This window comes from Asaia astilbis JCM 15831, assembly GCF_000613845.1.
Lineage (GTDB): Bacteria > Pseudomonadota > Alphaproteobacteria > Acetobacterales > Acetobacteraceae > Asaia > Asaia astilbis.
Genome location: NZ_BAJT01000001.1, coordinates 262,085 through 279,006 on the forward strand (window position 1 = coordinate 262,085; position 16,922 = coordinate 279,006).

Here is a 16,922-nt window from a genome sequence, read left to right on the forward strand (position 1 = left end):
GAGGGCGCGCGTGGTCTCGCGCTGGTCAGTGGCACTCTGGACGATTTTCGGCATGGTTGCGCGTCAGACGATGTCCCTGATCCGCTCGCGCGTACTGGATTTGGGGCTGGTTGTTCCTAGCGTTGCGTAAAAGAAACGGTTAACGATGACCTTGTGTCATTCGATGTCATGGCATCGATCCTCCTCCACGAAACTCAAGGCTGCGTTCTCATGGCTGACTCTGCGACTGTCCCTTCCGTTATGGCGTCTTCTGTTCTGGAAACGAGGCAGGCGCGTCATGAAGCAGGGCAGGCATTGCGTAAGAAGACGCCGCGCAGCGCTCATGGTGAGTGGGTGCCAGCCGAAGGGCGTACTGATCCTGTCAGCCTGTTAGTCAAACAGGGTGAGAGCCGAATTCAGGACCTGCTGCCTATTCGCTATGAGCGGATGAGTGCTTCTCCTTTTGCCTTCCTGCGCGGAAGTGCTGCGGTGATGGCGGCCGATCTCGCCCGGACGCCTGTTGCCGGACCGATCGTCCAGAGTTGTGGTGACTGCCACCTCGCGAATTTCGGGAGTTACGCCTCTGCCGAAGGGATTGCGATTTTCGATATCAATGATTTCGACGAGACTTATCCGGCGCCTTTCGAGTGGGACCTCAAGCGTTTAGGAACATCCTTTATACTGGCGTCGCAGGAGGGAGGATCTTCTGACAAGCAGGCAAGTCGCAACGCTCTGATCATGGCAACCACTTATCAGAGTGAGATGGCACGTCTCGCTCCCATGAGCCCGCTTGAAATCTGGTCTGATCGGATCGATCTCGCTGCGGCGATTGAGGGGTTCTCGGACAAGCATACGCGCAAGGGAGTCAGTGCGCGTCTGGAAGAGCGGCTTGAAAGCGCGCGCGATCATTTCGGACTGGTGTCTTTCGACAAGAACGTTCCTAAGCTCAAGGTTAAGCCGCCTTTGGTCACCCGACTTCCCGCCAAGGACGACACCATTCGCGACGCGTTTGCGCGCTATGCTGCCACGCAGCCGCCAGAGCGGGCAGTGCTGCTCTCTCGCTATAGATTGCAGGATATCCTGTTCAAGGTCGTTGGGGTCGGCAGTGTCGGCACCTATTGCGCGATCGGGCTCTTCGCGACCCCAGACGGCGAGACCTTGCTGCTGCAGATCAAGGAAGCGCAGGAATCGGTTCTGGCACCGTATCTGTCGGGGCCGAGCTACGACAATCAGGGCCAGCGCGTTGTTATGGGACAGAGGCTGATGCAGGCGAGCTCCGACACGTTTCTGGGCTGGACGCATAGCGACCCTGTTACGCCGGGACGCCGTGTCAAAAAGCGTGACGGATCAAACCGGCAGTTTTACGTGCGTCGTCTCAAGGATAGCCGTCTCGCGGCGATCGGCGCCGATGTCGCTCAGGAAGGGCTCGATGATTACGCAGGGCTTTGCGGGCGTGCTTTGGCACGAGCGCATGCGCGCTCAGGCGACGTTGTAATGATTGCCGGATATCTTGGCTCGAGTGACAGCTTCGCTGAGGCCATTGTCGAGTTCTCGCAGGCCTATGCCGATCAGACGAAGAAAGATTGGAAAGGCTTTGTCGATGCGATCAATGAGGGGCGACTGCCCGCCAAGCCGACAAATTGAGCTGCGAGGTCAAAAGCCTCGCAACCGTAAATAAAGTCTATTTCTCAAGTAAAAATACGGGAGACGCCTATTTTTATTGAAATATTGGCATTTTGCCACTATAAGAAACTGGCGAAGGGTCGTTCCGACGCGATTTAATAAAACCTTTCCAACAGATTCTGGAATAAAATGACTGAAAAGAAAAACGACTGCGTTTTCTCGAAGGTGAGCCGTCAGCATCGGCCCTCAGTTCATTTCACCCCTCCGACCGGTTTCATGAATGACCCGAACGGTCTCGTGTTCGACGGGGCACAATATCATCTCTATTATCAGCACAACCCCAGCGCGGCTTACTCAGCGGATATCTGCTGGGGGCATGCGACCAGTACCGATCTGCTGAGCTGGAAAGACCAGCCGATCGCTCTGCCCAATACAGTCGACGGCCAGGCTTTCTCGGGCTGTGCTCTGCTCGATCATGAAAACAGCTCCGGCCTGTTTGCCAACTGCCACGGCACGAATCTCGTGGCGCTTTACACGCGTTCCTTGCCGACCCGGCAGAGCCAGTATCTCGCGATCAGTCATAATAACGGACAGAGCTTCGAGGAATATCCGGGCAATCCTGTCCTTGACATCGACAACCCTAATTTCCGTGATCCGCAGGTAATCTACCACGCGCCGTCGCGCAAATGGGTCATGGTTATCGCCGAGGTCGAAAAGCATCGGATCGGGTTTTACGGGTCGACCGATCTGATTCACTGGACGCATCTCAGTCATTTCGGTCCGGCCGGCTTGCCGACCGTTAATTATGAGTGTCCCAATCTTGTTCAGGTTCGTGATGAGAGTGGCGACCTGCGTTGGGTCCTGTTCGTTTCGATCAACCCGGGCAGCCCGATGGGCGGGAGTGTCACGCAATACTTCATTGGCGACTTTGACGGGGCCGTCTTTACGCCGTCTGACGGTATTCTGCGTCTCTTTGACTTCGCCAAGGATTCCTATGCGATGCAGGTCTACAGCAACCTGCCCGCAGGAGAGGCGGTGACTCTCGCCTGGATGGGCAACTGGCAATATTGTCAGGAACTGCCGACGCAGGATTGGCGTGGCGCCATGTCGCTGCCGCGCGACCTCTCGATCCGTCAGGATCCGAATGGCTATCCGCGCCTCGTTCAGAAGCCGCGAGGCGTTGAGAAGCTGCGGCGCGCGCTCTCCTGCGAGCACGCTGTCTACCTGCCGAAGGACACGCATCGCACGGTCTCTCTCCCCAAGGGGAAGGCGATCGAAGTGGTTATCCGTCTTACTGCGGACGAGCCGCGTCAGACCGAGACGACGCAGACAGGTTTTCAGAGCAATCGCTTCGAACTCGCTTTTGCGAATGATGAGGGCGAAAAACTGTCGGTCGGATACGATCTGTCGAGCACACAGATCTGGCTCGATCGCAGCAAGCTGCGTGGCTTCGATCATCCGTTTTTCACAGGGCGCTTCGCGGCCCCGATCAATACGGCATTCTATGACAACGCTCGCAGTCTCGACCTTCATCTGTTCCTGGATGGGTGTGCCTTTGAGGTCTATGCCAATGAGCATCTCGAAACGGGCACGGCGCTGGTTTACCCCGAGAAACCACTCGATATGCTCCGCCTGAGCACCGAAGGGCTCGGTTTTACAATCGACAGTCTTGAAACCTACACGCTCGACAAGACGATGCGCCGCGATACGCTCTGACGCGTGCAACGAGTTTGCACCGCGTAGACAAGGGAGTATCTCCTACTGGTGACAAACAGTACTGAGATACTGGATATTTCGGAAAACAGGGTCGAATTGAAATTCGACCCTGTGCCGTCTATAGAGCACGCAGCAGCGACGACGTTCCTGCCTCCTCGTGAGACTCAAGACCGGGACGGCCCGGCGAAACTTGCCATCGGGAGGTTCGTCATGGCGTGGATTGCTCTTTTATTCGCCGGTCTTTGTGAAATTCTCTGGGCTGCCGCCATGAAGCAGTCAGCAGGATTTACGCGGCTTTGGCCAAGCCTGATTACCATCGTAGGGATGGGCGTGAGCGTGGCCCTGCTCGGCTGGGCCATGAAAACCCTGCCACTCGGCACTGCCTATATGATCTGGACAGGCATTGGCGCCGTTGGCGCTTTTCTGATCGGCATTACATTATTCGGTGAGACGTTGAGCCGCTGCGATGCCTTGCCGCCCTGCTCATTGTCGCAGGGCTCGCTCTCATGAAACTTGCCGCGTAAGGCGGCAGCAGTTTTAGACGACGCTCAATCCCAATGTGTCGCTGATGGCCTGAAGCAATTCCTGCGGGGAGGAGGGTTTGACGCAGATCTGCGCGTCGGGATAGCGCGAGGTTAACATGCGTTTATCGGCATGCCCGGAATAGAAAATGATGGGCACATCTTCTGTCATGAGGCGGTCGGCGACAGGGAAAATCTCTCCATCGCTGACACGGACATCAAGGATCGCGCAGTCAGGGAGGTGCTCGTCGAGTGCCTCCATGGAGGACACGACAGTGTCGTAAGGACCGCAGGGCGTTAATCCCGTGTCTTCGATGATGTATTTCAGATCGAGCGCTACGAGAGCTTCATCCTCAACGATAAAGATGTACGACATCAGTTTTTCCTCACTGAGAGAGGAAACGTTAACGTGAGGTGATAGGTTTCCGCGTCAGTTTCGCACGTAATGCTTCCCTTGATCTGCTGTGCCGAAGAGGCAACAAGCTGGGTGCCGAAACCCGCAGAAGTCGGAACGAGCGCAAGGTCTTTACCGACTTCCTTCCAGTGGATTGCGATACCGGTCGTATCGATGAACCAATGGATCTGAAGTGTGCCCTCTCTGGGGCCAAGGACGCCGTGCTTGGCGGCATTTGTGGCCCATTCGTACAGAATCATGGCCAGAGGCGTTAAAATCTCTTCAGGAATCTGAATATTCCGACCTTGAAGATCGATCTTGGTGCGCTCTCTGTAAGAGAGCAGCATGGTGTCGAGCAGTTCGATGAGGCTGATCGGTGACTGCAAACCGCCTTGCGAACTGAGAGAATGCGCGCGACCCAGGCTGATGATGCGGTCTCGGACATCCGTTGCAAAGGACTTGATATCGCTGTGAGAACGGGCGCCAATCGAGACGAGGCTGGCGATCACCGCGAAGAGATTGCGTACGCGGTGGTTCATCTCCTGCAGCATAAGAGAGCGTGTTTCAGCGACCACGAATTCGGGCGTGACATCGATCAGTGCACCGATCAGTCGCCCTTGTTTGCGTGTGGCCGAGGCGTGCGCGAGCAGATTCAGCTTACGCATTTCTCCTGATGGTGCCCTGATGCGGAGACCGACATTGAGATCGGCTTGCTCGGTCGCCGCCAGTGAAAGGGCTTCGCGAACTGGAGCGTGATCTTCCGTTTCGAGCAGGTCGATGAAGTCGTTCAGACTTATTTCCCGTCCAGCTGCCTCGGTAGAGAACGGGATCTTGCCTGCCGCATCGAAATGGAAAGTTTCGGTCGAGATATCGTAGTCCCAGATACCGATCTGCCGGCGGCAACCGCGATGCTCAGACGTTCCTGCTCGGCAGCAAGCGCGCGTTCCAACGCGAGCGCTTCCGAGATGTCGGTAAAGATCAGGACGCTTCCTGTAACGCCCTCACTGGTCCGATAAGGCAGGGCGCGGAATACATACGAACGCTGGCTGTTGACGATCTGGATGATGCGCTCAATCGGCGAGGCGCCGTGCGCGACCGCCGTTGCATCCTGCAGATAATGATCGTCTTTGAGGAGGCATGCCACTTCCGACAAGCGGCGTCCCCTGTCAGCAGGCTGGACAGGAAAGATCGCCCTGACGGCATCGGTAAATCGCTGAATGCGAAGATCCCGGTCGACGACGATGACTGGAAGCTCGGTCGAAGTCAGAAAATTTCTGATGTCGTCATTCGCCGTTGTGACTTCGATAATTTTCGTTTTGAGTTCGTCGTTGACTGTGGAGAGTTCTTCATTTGTCGATTGAAGTTCCTCATTCATCGACATCATTTCTTCATTTGAGCTTTTCAGCTCTTCATTTGCTGTCTCGAGTTCTTCGATCGTTGTCCTTAGCTTATGTCGCGTAATGCGCAACTCTTCTTCGAGTAGGTCTGCATGAGCCGAGCTGGTATCGAGCTCATCGAGATCGTCTTCGAGAGCGGCGACGAAGGGGCCTGCATCTCTGAAGATGTACAGATAGGTCTGGTCAGGAAGGCTCTCGCAGATGACGTCGACGGGCTGTGTGCCGAACTCGCCGACGACGAGAACATTTTTGACGACCACGCGGCGATGCGTTTGCTTGGCTTGACGTAGCAGCTGTCCGATGACGTCCTTCAGGCCCGGGCGGGCGAGAGTGAATGCGCTGATGCCGCCTGCGTTGGCTACGGGAAAGTCGAAATAACGGCCTACTCTGCCATAAGCGCCGAGCACGGAGCCGTCATCGTTAACGATCATGCTGGGCGGGGCGTGGCGCTCTGCGATGCGCGTCATCGCGACATCTTCTCGTGACGTTCCCATCTTCGTGCGGTCGCCAGAGCTCATGGTCTCGCGGCGCTGATAAGGGGGACGTTCTGCCGGGAGATACAGAGGATAACGCGCTGTAACGTCTGAGCGTGCGAAGATGCGGGCATTGCTATCGAGCGGCGTGAAAAGGTTCTCGGACCGACCGATTGTTTCGGATGGACCGAGATAGAGAAAGCCCTTCGGTTGCAGGGCATAATGCATCAGAGGGAAGACCTGCTGTTGGAGCTGATCGTCGAAATAGATCAACAGATTTCGGCAGGAGAGCAGATCGATGCGAGAGAAGGGCGGATCTCTGACGAGATTATGGTTGGAAAAGCGTACGAGATCGCGAACACGCGATGAGATGGTGATGTGCTCATTCTGGGCGATGACCCAGTCAGCCGCGATATGTGCGGGAATATCTGCCAGAGCACTGGCCGGGTATCTTCCCTCACGGGCGACCTGCAACATCTGTTCGTCGATGTCGGTTGCAAAGATCTGCAGTGGGCAGCTGACGCCGATGTCACGGGCGACCGAGAGAAAAAGCATGGCGAGAGAATAGGCTTCTTCACCGCTTGAGCATCCTGCAACCCAGATACGCAGATCCTCGTCATCCTTGCGCTGACGCAGGAGGGGTTCGATTGCCTTGACCTTGAGGACATCGAACATTTCGGGATCGCGGAAAAACCGGGTGACGTTAATCAGCAGATCACGAAACAGGGCATGGCATTCGTTCGGATCGCTTCGAACCCTATTGAGATAGGCCTTGCCACTCGACAGAGACAGAACATGCATCCGGCGTTCCACCCGACGGATGAATGTCGAGCGCTTATACCGTGAAAAATCATGACCGACGGTTGTACGCAGGGCCACACACAGATCGTCGACATGGTCGGCGACGAGACCGGCTGCGTGAATCTGGTCTTCCGAGGAGAGGCGCTCGAAGAACGTCATCAGACAAGGGATGATTTCAGACGGCGGTTTGACGAAGTCGACCAGACCGGTCGCGATCGCCGAGGCGGGCATGCCGTCATATTTTGCCGTGTCGGGTGTCTGTGCGACAGCGACGCCGCCGTATTCCTTGATGACACGCAGACCTGTGGATCCGTCCGCCCCCGTTCCGGAGAGGATGACGCATGCCGCACTTGCCTGACGATCTGCAGCCAGAGAGGCAAAAAATCATCGATCGGTCGTCTGAGGCCGCGCGGCTTCTTGAAATCGGTTAGCTGAAGCGTGTCACCCTCGATTGCCAGCCCGCGTCCCGGCGGGATGATATACACCCGGTCGGCATGGAGGCGTTCACCGCCCTCGCATTGCAAGACGTCGAGGGACGTTGCCCGGTCAAGGAGCTGGGCGAGCATGCTCTCATGGGTTGGATCGAGATGTTGAATGACGACAAATGCGAGATTGGTCGGCATGCGTGCCGAAGCCAGCATGTCGCGAAGAGCCTCCAGACCGCCTGCAGACGCCCCGATTGCGATAATCGCTCTGGGACGTTCTTCGGAGCCCGATCGGGCAAAAGCTTCGTCGCGCAGCTGGTTTGTTTCCACTAGAGGGTCTTTCCGACGTCAAGATCGGACAGCATTAACTTGGCTTGTGCAATAATGGACGTTGAATTCGCGATTGTGTTCAGCGTGCCTTCGATGACGAGGCCTGAATCAGCCGCGATAGGACCGATACTTTTGAGCGTCCTGTCGAGCGTTGCGTCATAAGCCTCAAGTTTCGTGCTTTGAGTGCGGCTCACATCGAACTGCGACGCAAAAATAAAGACCGTTCGGCCGTGCTTGTCGCGAAGACGCGACAGGAACAGGAGATTGACGAAGGGTGTTCCGTCAGCCTTGAAATTGATCAGTGTCTGTCGCGTGGCCAGATGGGTGGGATTTGCCAAAAATGCCCGAATATCCTGCCGGGCGCGTGTGTTATCCGCGCGCTGTTGCAGAAAACGACAGTTTTCCCCGATAATTTCTTCCGCCGAATAGCCGCATAGATCCAGGAAAGGCTGATTGACCCTCACAAGAGGGGTGTCCTCACCTAACGAGGCCAAGGAAAGCGCGATCCGGGACTGGTCCATATAGTCGGACAAACCCGTTAGCGCTGTCTGATACTGACTTTCAGGCACCGGTGGTCATGCTCCTGCGAGCTCAATCGAAGAAGGGGGGATGTAACTGACATTCACGTATTTTTTACAAAAGAGCAAGGCTGTTAACGCAGGCGATCATTCCCGGCATGCCAGCCTGGCGTCATACGTTTGGCGATCTGGCTAGCGACGCGCCTTGGTGCTGATCTGATGGAAACAGGATCAGCCTGCAGATCCAAGCTTTTTGTCTGACGGGCATGGTTGTTTTTGGGGATATGGCGGACCCGAAAGGATTCGAACCTTCGACCTTCGCCTTCGGAGGGCGACGCTCTATCCAGCTGAGCTACGGGTCCCGCTGGTTCGCTTCATAACCAGATTCAGCAGAGGGCGCCAGTCCCAAATTCTCATGCGCGTGTAATCCGCCCGGCAGGTTCTTAGGCTTGGCAGTTGTTGAAAATGGTAGGGAGGCGTCAGGACTGTTTCTTTCGTCCTCACAGGGCGGGATGGCCTGGATCACCGGCGACCCAGGCCGCCGCTGCGGCATCGCCGCCCGACGGGAGGAGTTTGTCCGGCGTGAGGATCCACGAGGCGATATCGGCTATGGCATTGCGGCCACCGAGATCGCGCAGCAAGAGATGATGTCCGCCCGGTATCAGGTCTTTTCGCGCAGAAATCGGGAGGTTCTGCCAGAAACGCGCCATGGGTTCGGGCGGAACCATCTGATCTCGGTCCCCGTAAAGGACGAGCGAGGGCAAGTTGATTTTTGGCGCGGATTTCTGCCCCTCCGCCATGAGCGTCACCAGCCCTCGCAGCGTGTCCAGCCTGAAGCCGTGTAGCGTGAGGGGGTCGAAATAAAGCCGCCTCAAAGCCGCGATGTTATTCGTGGCGACGTGTTCGCCGGGTACGTGAGCGCCTGTGAACACCCAGTCCGGCGCCAATATGTCCAGTCCTTCAAGCACAAGGCGCGAGAGCGGATCGAACTGCCAGACCGCAGGCGAGACGAGGATGACACCCTTGATCGGGAAATCGGGTGGGTTTGACGCGAGCAGGGCTGTAACCGCGCCGCCCATGCTCTCTCCCATGACATAAAGCGGCACGTCGGATGATCCTGATGGATCCAGAGCGCCTCTTCACGGGCATCTTTCACAAGACGTGCGGTGCTGCTCCATTGGCCACGGCTCTTTGTCTCGCCGAATCCCCTTTGATCGGGGGCGACGGTCGTAATGCCCGATGCCGCGAGCTGGGGGGCAGAAAATTCCCAGGCGTCGCGGCTCTCGCCAAATCCATGAAGGGCGAGAAGGATCGCTTTTGTCTGACCTTTGGCGGGCCAGAGTCGCAGGGGGGCGATGGCGCCATCTGAAAGGGTCAAATGTTGGGTGGCGGGGATGAGAGCCGCCTCCTGCCCGTGAGGCTGTGGGGCCTTTCGGGTTTGGGGCGGGGTGCAGGCGGAAAGAAACGCAAGGGCGGAAAAAAGCCCGATAGCACGCCACGAGCCGCCCACGCTTTTCTGTCTCCGGTTTGAATGCTGGCGGAACTCTCGTATCATCGAGAGAGTATTGCGTCCTCCGGGCGCGCTGGCCAGAGCCGGACCCAAGAAGGAGACGCTGATCTTGTTGATTTCATTCCGATCGGTTGCCGCATGAGCGCTACACCCCATCTCGTTCTCGTCGATGGTTCGGGCTTCATTTTTCGGGCTTTCCACGCGCTTCCCCCGATGAGCAGTCCTCAAGGGGTGCCGGTCAACGCGGTATTCGGCTTTACCAACATGCTGCAACGCCTGTTGCGCGATCATGTCGGAACACATCTTGCCGTCATTTTCGACGCCGGGCGCCATACCTTCCGCAACGATCTTTATCCGCAATACAAGGCACACCGCCCTGAGGCGCCTGAAGATCTGCGTCCTCAGTTCTCGCTCATCCGCGACGCCACCAAGGCATTTAATGTCCCGATGATTGAGCTGGCCGGCTTTGAGGCAGATGATCTGATCGCCTCATATGCCGAAGTTATCGAGAAAACAGGGGGGCGCTGCACCATCGTCTCCTCCGACAAGGATCTGATGCAGCTCGTCACCGAGCGTGTGACGCTGCTCGACCCGATCAAGCAGAAACCCATCAAGGCGGAAGAGGTCGAGGCAAAATTCGGCGTGCTACCGGATCGCGTGATCGACGTGCAGGCGCTTATGGGAGATTCGACCGATAACGTACCGGGCGTGCCCGGAATCGGTCCCAAGGGTGCCGCACAGCTCGTGCAGGAATTTGGCGATCTCGAAGCCATTCTGGCTGCGGCGCCGACGATGAAAAAATCCAAGCGTCAGCAATCTCTGATCGATCATGCCGAAGCGGCACGGATTTCGCTCAAGCTCGTGACGCTCGCTCGAGATGTGCCCTTGCCTGAACCTGTCGAAGCCCTCGGATGCCGCGAGCCTGAAGGTGCCGTGCTGCGGGAGTTTCTCGAGCAGATGGGGTTCCACTCCGTCATCCAGCGCATGGGGCTTGGAGCACTTGCGACACCGCGCGCGCAGACCGCACCCGAGCCCTTGGCAGAGGGTGAGAAAGCTTACGGTCCTTATGAGACGATCCAGTCCCTTGACGTGCTGCAGTCCTGGCTCGAGCGCGCGCGCAAGAGCGGCTATTTTGCCTTCGATACCGAAACCGACAGCTTAAATGCCCGTCAGGCGAACCTGATCGGTTTGTCTCTGGCTGTTGCGCCCGGTGAGGCGGCGTATGTCCCGTTGCGCCACGAGGGAACGCTCGAACATCCGGCTGGTGGTCAGCTCGAGGTCGATGCTGTGCTCGAAGCGCTCAAGCCGATCCTCGCCGATGACACTGTGCTGAAAATCTTCCAGAACGCGAAATACGATCTGCTCGTCCTGTCACATGCGGGGATTCAGACGATCGCGCCGATCGATGACACGATGCTGATTTCCTATGCACAATCAGCAGGTGAGCACGGGCAGGGCATGGATGAGCTGTCGCGGCTTCATCTGGCCCATGATCCGATTACTTATGATAGCGTTACCGGTACAGGTCGTGCGCGCGTTCCCTTCGCACAGGTGCCGATCGCACGCGCGACGGAATACGCGGCAGAAGATGCCGATGTGACCTTGCGTCTGTGGCTCAAGCTCAAACCCGCTCTGCGTGATCGTCAGGCTCTGGCTCTTTACGAGACCATGGAACGGCCCTTGATCGGGATCCTGCGGGATATGGAGCAGGCCGGGGTCAAGCTCGATGCTGCCGAGTTGCGTCGGATGTCGGCTGATTTCGGCACGCGCATGGCTGAAATGGAGATCGAGATCCATAAGCTTGCAGGGCGCAGCTTCAATTTGGGCTCACCAAAGCAGCTCGGCGAAATTCTGTTCGACGAGATGGCTCTTCCTGGAGGCAAGCGCACCAAGGCAGGAGCTTGGGGGACGGATTCCTCGGTTCTGCAGGAACTGGCAGATGTCGGTCACGAGCTGCCGCTTCGTATCCTTTCGTGGCGACAGCTGGCCAAGCTGAAATCGACCTATGCCGATGCGTTAGTCCAGCAGATGGATGCGCGCTCGCACCGTGTGCATACGTCTTTTCAGATGGCGATTACCACGACGGGACGATTGTCATCAAACGATCCCAACCTGCAGAATATACCAATCCGCACAGAGGAGGGCGGACGTATCCGTCGCGCCTTTATCGCCGAAGAGGGATATGTGCTGGTTTCGGCAGATTACTCCCAGATCGAACTGCGCCTGCTGGCTGAAGTCGCCGATATTGGCGCGCTTAAAGAGGCCTTTACGCTTGGGCAGGACATTCACGCCCGCACGGCATCGGAGGTGTTTAACCTCCCGCTGGAAGGCATGGACTCACTGACGCGTCGTCGCGCCAAGGCGATCAATTTCGGCATTATTTACGGGATTTCGGCTTTCGGCCTGTCGCGTCAGCTTGGCATTCCTGCTGGCGAGGCGCGGCGCTATATCGACGCCTATTTTGCCCGTTATCCCGGCATCCGTGACTACATGGATCGCACAAAGGAAGACGCCAAGCGTGACGGCTACGTCACGACGCCACTGGGTCGTCGCTGCTACGTGCCGGGGATCAACGAGAAGAACGGCGCGCGCCGGGGTTATGCGGAACGTCAGGCGATCAATGCTCCGCTTCAGGGCGGGGCCGCTGATATTATCAAGCGTGCATGGTGCGTCTGGCGAAGCGCTTGCCACAAACGGGGCTGGACGCCAGAATGCTGCTTCAGGTGCATGACGAACTGCTTTTCGAGGTGCGGGCTGATCAGGCGGATGCGTTGGCAGAATTCGTACGCACTGAAATGGAGCAGGCCGCGACGCTCAGTGTGCCGTTGGTCGTCGAAACCGGAATTGGCTCAAACTGGGCGGAAGCACATTAAACGATGAATAAGAACGGATCCCCTCGGGCAAGGTGGAATACACCGCGCGTCGCACTTGTCGTCCTCGTCCTCGCTCTTGCTCTGAGCTGGAGCGCCTATCGGCTCTCGAACAAATTCGGCGGTAGTATCTCGACTCAAGGCAATGAGATCGGCGGAAGCTACCGGCTTGTTGCTTTGGGTGAGGGCAACGTCACCGAAGGTGATTTTATCGGCCAGTGGGCGCTTGTCTGGTTTTTCGACACGCATTGCCCGAAAGCCCAGTGTGGCCCAGTATTGAAGACCATGAGCGACGCCAAGAAAATGCTGGCGAGCGAAGGGATCAGGGTTGCACCGCTAGCGATCACGCTCGATCCCCTTCATGATGAAGCGGAAGACCTCAAAAAATACGCTCTGCCGCTGGGCGATCATGTTGTGCCGCTGACGGGGTCGCCCAGCATGATCGACCGTGTCGCGAAGGAATTTCACGCGCCCAACGAGATGGTCAAAGGCGAAGACGGCACAAGCTATCATCTGCCCGCACCGCGGATCGTCATCATGAATCCCCAGGGTCGCTACGCCGGAACAATCGACTCAACGCTCGGGACAGAGGCTCTTGTGGCGAGAATTCACCAACTGGCGCATCGCGGCTGACTTGTGACGTCACGTTTTTTGCACGCGACGGGGCGCGGTGCGTTCGCACGCGCCATGTCATTCTGCGGAGATTGGTGTCGAGTTTCAGGCGTGCTGCTCGGCGCGTTTAGTGCGCTACCGGCTCTGGCCGATCCGGCTTCTATGGGTGTGACAGCAGGTAGTCCCCATCGTGGAGGCACCCTGCATCTGACGGCAGATGCTTCTGGCGGGACATTGGACCCGCAGATCAACTATACCAGTGAATACATCCAGCTTTTCGTCAATATGTATGACGGCCTGGTGACCTATCGGCAGGCCGACGGCGCAAAAGGGCTGGAGGTTGTTCCCGATCTGGCGGAAGCTCTGCCTGAAATCAGCCTGATGGCCTCACTTGGGTTTTCCGCTTGCGAGAGGGTATCCGGTTCTCGAACGGAGCCCCGGTGACGGTTGACGATGTCGTTGCATCGCTCAAGCGGCTGTATCAAGTCGGTAGCCCGACAGCCGCATCGTTTTACGGAGCCATTCGCGGTGCGAAAACCTGCCTTACAGATCCCGCGCATTGCGTGCTTGAGGGGGTAACGGCAGATCCGGTGGCGCGAACGGTCACGATACGCCTCGACGCGCCCGATGGCGAGTTTCTGGATAAGCTGGCGTTTCCTCACGCCGTCATTCTGCCGAAAGATTCCCCACCGGCTGAGTCGGCTCTGACGCCGCTTCCCGGTACAGGGCCGTATCGCATTGCGCATTATGAGCCGTCCCGGCAGCTCCTGATCGAGCGCAATCCGTTTTTCCGAGTCTGGAATCCGCAGGCTCAGAGCGAAGGCTATGTCGATCGTATTCAATACGATTTCGGCCTCTCGGATGAGGCGGAGGTGACGGCTGTCGAGCAAGGGCAATATGACTCGATGCTCGATGCCAAGCCTCAGGACCGGCTCGGCGAGTTAGGTGCCGAGTACACCGATCAGGTTCATCTGCAGCCGCTGCTTGGCCTTTATTATCTGGCGCTCAATGTACACGAGCCGCCTTTTGACTCGCTTGAAGTGCGTCAGGCAATCAACCACGCGGTCGATCGCCATGCCATGGCGATCCTTTATGGTGGTTCAGCTATTGCCGAGCCGCTTTGCCAGATCGTTCCCCACGGCATTCCCGGAGCGGATATCCCGTGCCAGTTCGGACGCCAGACGCCTTCAGGGGCGTGGGAAGGTCCGGACCTTGAGCGTGCGCGCAGGCTGATCCGTGAGAGTGGCAGGGCAGGCAGAAGGTAACCCTTGTCGTCCCCAATCAGGCTGTCGGGGTCGCAATGGGGGTCTATCTCCGTAACATGTTGCAGAGCCTCGGATTTGTCGCGAGTGTGCGCCCCATGACCCCTGCCACTGCGGAGGGTTATGCGCGGAACTCGGACAATCATGTCCAGATCAGTCTGGCTTATTGGTATGCCGACTATCCCTCGCCATCGACCTTTCTCGATGCCCTTCTGGGCTGCGACAATGCCCGCCCGCATACTGAGGGCGCAACCAACGCGAGCGGGTTTTGCTACCCTGAGTTGCAGTCATATATGGCGCAGGCACGTAAAAGTCTGGATCCGCAACGAACGCAGGCTCTCTGGGAGCATGCGGGGACCGTCGCCATGCAACAGAGCGCTCTCATTCCGTTGATCCAGATGCGTTATGTCGATTTTATCTCCAAACGTCTGGGCAATTATCATTATTCGTTGCTCAACCACATGCTGCTTTCGCAAGTCTGGGTGCAATAGAGTGGTTCAGCGCCTCACAAAGAGGCGCTCCTAGGGCGTAAAGCGTTCAGGCGAACGAGAAGCGTAGTTCCAGTCTGCCAGCCGCGAGCGAACGCCCTGAGGGTCAAGGCTGAGGCCGCGTTGAAACGAATGGCGGCGCTCATGAACAAAGAGACTAAACGACAGAGCCTCGAGCAGGGACGTGATGACGATCAGGCCGATCAAAAAGGGCATGATGTGTCACGGCGGCCAAGCCAGACTGGCGTGTTATCACTCTCGGCCAATCCCCTTTGACGTGACATCGCGACTTCGTATCCGGAACGTGACAAAGCTCAAAACGGAAAAGAGCAAAAGACTAACGAAGGCGAAGGCTGTTAAACAAAGAAATCCAGCGGTGAAAGCTTCGCGTGCGCCCGCAGCAGTAAGCTCCGGAATTTGCTCAAGTGCATTGTCGATATTTCCAGCAGCAAGTGCTTCTGCCGCAGAGTGAATGCCAAGGCCATTTTCGTGAGATGGGCTATCCTGCGCGAGATGGCGACCGATGCCTCCAACGAGCAAGGCACCCATCAAAGAAATTATGATGGATAGGGTTATCAGATTGGCGCTGGTATCAATTTCTGAAGCCATTCCGGCCTGATGCGGATTAACTGATTGCGTAGAAGTATTCGTGATTAGCGTGTTGATCAAGCCTACACCAAAGCCCGAAAGAATGCTTCCTGGTAGTAATGAAAAAGTAATCTGAAGAGAGAATATTTCGCCGACCAGCAGAAGCGAGAACCCGAGACCGCTTATCAATAACCCAAGGGGGATGATAATCCGAGCCTGCCAACGTAGTGCAAGATATTCGCCAAGAGGTGGTGATAGAATTGCAGGAAGGGTGTAGCTAAGTAATAGTAAGCTGGCATCAAGGCTGGGAAGTCCTAATCCTAATTTAAGGTATAGTGGAAGGTAGATGATAAAGGGCCAAAAGCTGAAGTTCATGCCGATAGCGCCTAATATTTCCCCTGAAAAGGCGGGTACCTTAAATAAAGAAAAATCAATTGTTGGGTTTTCTATATGTTTTTGCCTATAGTAAAATGTAGATAGAAATACTGCAGAAGAAAATACAGAAAATACAGAAAATACAGAAAATATAGAAGTAAATTTTGGGCGTCCGAGGCTTGGGCCTTCTACAACGTAGTATAAAATGATAAATATCGCGCTTGCCAGTAGAGACATCCCCACGATGTCGAGGGACCTCGACGACACGCCTTTTGTTTCACGGACGCTTTTTTTTAAGAGGAAGAGGGTTGGCAGGGCAATCACGGTGTGGATGAGGAACGTCCATCTCCAGTTCGAAAATTCGAGGAGTAAACCGCCAACTATCGGACCGAAACCAAGGCCAGCGCCAAACACAGTGCCCCAGGTTCCGAATGCTTGCGAGCGCTTTGCCCCATCTGGAAACTGGCTATTGAGGGTTGCCACGACACATGTGAGCATTGCACCGCCCGCTATACCTTGATTGAGGCGAGCGATGATCAATGATAAGGGGCTCGTTGATAGACCGCAGGCGAGCGACGTGATTCCGAACGCACCGACGGACAAGCAGAGAATAAAGCGCCTCCCATACCGATCTGCCAGTGATCCTGAGACGTTCAGCACTACGGCACAGCCAATTGTGCAAGAGGCCATGATCCCCTGCATGTCACGTATCGACGCTCCAAGAGTTGATTCGAGAGTGGGAAGGATGACCGGGACCGATGATATCTCAAGTCCGAACATGAGAGCCGCAAGACAAACGGAAAACAATGCGAGCGAGCTTTTGACATCACTGAACATGGCTATTTCCCAATCCGGAGCTTTCTTAAAATAAATGGAAATCTCCATCCAATTCATTGTAAATACAGATTATATTTAATTATAACTTAGAAAATGAATTTACCGACAATTATATAAAACTGTCGTGAGAGGCGTGCCAATATCATTATTCGTTGCTCAACCACATGCTGCTTTCGCAAGTCTGGGTGCAATAGAGTGGTTCA

9 protein-coding genes, 1 tRNA gene and 4 pseudogenes are annotated in these 16,922 nt (G+C 56.3%); 6 read left to right on the forward strand and 8 right to left on the reverse strand.

Annotated features, from left to right (window positions below; genetic code table 11):
* Nucleotides 1–210: 210 nt before the first annotated feature.
* The 3 genes from JCM15831_RS01215 (at nt 211) to JCM15831_RS23530 (ending at nt 3,828) form a co-directional block, all read left to right on the forward strand.
* Nucleotides 211–1,623, forward strand: coding sequence for a DUF2252 domain-containing protein (locus JCM15831_RS01215; RefSeq protein WP_025822129.1), 1,413 nt, complete (start codon nt 211–213; stop codon nt 1,621–1,623).
* 168 nt (nt 1,624–1,791) lie between these two features.
* Nucleotides 1,792–3,318, forward strand: a complete 1,527-nt coding sequence (locus tag JCM15831_RS01220; protein WP_025822131.1) for a glycoside hydrolase family 32 protein — start codon at nt 1,792–1,794, stop codon at nt 3,316–3,318.
* Between the two features lie 48 nt (nt 3,319–3,366).
* Nucleotides 3,367–3,828: a DMT family transporter gene (locus tag JCM15831_RS23530; protein ID WP_306301790.1), complete on the forward strand. Its 462-nt coding sequence runs from the start codon at nt 3,367–3,369 to the stop codon at nt 3,826–3,828.
* 27 nt (nt 3,829–3,855) lie between these two features.
* Here JCM15831_RS23530 and JCM15831_RS01230 read toward each other — a convergent pair whose 3' ends face one another.
* The 7 genes and pseudogenes from JCM15831_RS01230 to JCM15831_RS15675 all read right to left on the reverse strand — a co-directional run bounded on the left by JCM15831_RS01230 (nt 3,856) and on the right by JCM15831_RS15675 (nt 9,843).
* Nucleotides 3,856–4,215, reverse strand: coding sequence for a response regulator (locus tag JCM15831_RS01230; protein ID WP_025822133.1), 360 nt, complete (start codon nt 4,213–4,215; stop codon nt 3,856–3,858).
* Complete coding sequence (locus JCM15831_RS21780; RefSeq protein WP_198024209.1) at nt 4,215–4,898, reverse strand: sensor histidine kinase; 684 nt, start codon at nt 4,896–4,898, stop codon at nt 4,215–4,217. Before JCM15831_RS21780 ends, JCM15831_RS01230 begins: the two co-directional genes overlap by 1 nt.
* A gap of 128 nt (nt 4,899–5,026) precedes the next feature.
* Complete coding sequence (locus tag JCM15831_RS21785) at nt 5,027–7,135, reverse strand: CheR family methyltransferase (protein WP_198024210.1); 2,109 nt, start codon at nt 7,133–7,135, stop codon at nt 5,027–5,029.
* Nucleotides 7,130–7,545, reverse strand: a pseudogene (locus JCM15831_RS23795) (chemotaxis protein CheB); the annotation flags it as partial. The pseudogene JCM15831_RS23795 and the gene JCM15831_RS21785, both read right to left, overlap by 6 nt.
* A 113-nt stretch (nt 7,546–7,658) precedes the next feature.
* On the reverse strand, nt 7,659–8,228 hold the full coding sequence (locus JCM15831_RS01240; protein WP_025822135.1) for a PAS domain-containing protein: 570 nt from the start codon (nt 8,226–8,228) through the stop codon (nt 7,659–7,661).
* 234 nt (nt 8,229–8,462) lie between these two features.
* Nucleotides 8,463–8,539 (reverse strand) — tRNA-Arg (locus tag JCM15831_RS01245).
* Nucleotides 8,540–8,677: 138 nt separating this feature from the next.
* A pseudogene (locus JCM15831_RS15675) lies at nt 8,678–9,843 on the reverse strand (alpha/beta fold hydrolase).
* Between JCM15831_RS15675 and polA the strand changes: the two are divergent.
* From polA to JCM15831_RS23800, 3 genes and pseudogenes are all read left to right on the forward strand, one after another.
* Nucleotides 9,826–12,560, forward strand: a pseudogene (polA, locus tag JCM15831_RS15680) (DNA polymerase I). The pseudogenes JCM15831_RS15675 and polA overlap by 18 nt on opposite strands.
* 3 nt (nt 12,561–12,563) lie before the next feature.
* The gene (locus JCM15831_RS01260; RefSeq protein WP_025822137.1) at nt 12,564–13,190 is read left to right on the forward strand and encodes an SCO family protein; all 627 of its coding nucleotides are present in this window, start codon (nt 12,564–12,566) and stop codon (nt 13,188–13,190) included.
* 54 nt (nt 13,191–13,244) lie between these two features.
* A pseudogene (locus tag JCM15831_RS23800) lies at nt 13,245–14,922 on the forward strand (ABC transporter substrate-binding protein).
* A 249-nt stretch (nt 14,923–15,171) separates the two neighbouring features.
* On the opposite strand, the gene JCM15831_RS01275 reads toward JCM15831_RS23800, so the two are convergent.
* Nucleotides 15,172–16,767 carry an MFS transporter gene (locus JCM15831_RS01275; protein WP_051528228.1) on the reverse strand — a complete coding sequence of 532 codons (1,596 nt, stop codon included), beginning with the start codon at nt 16,765–16,767 and terminating at the stop codon, nt 15,172–15,174.
* Nucleotides 16,768–16,922: the final 155 nt, after the last annotated feature.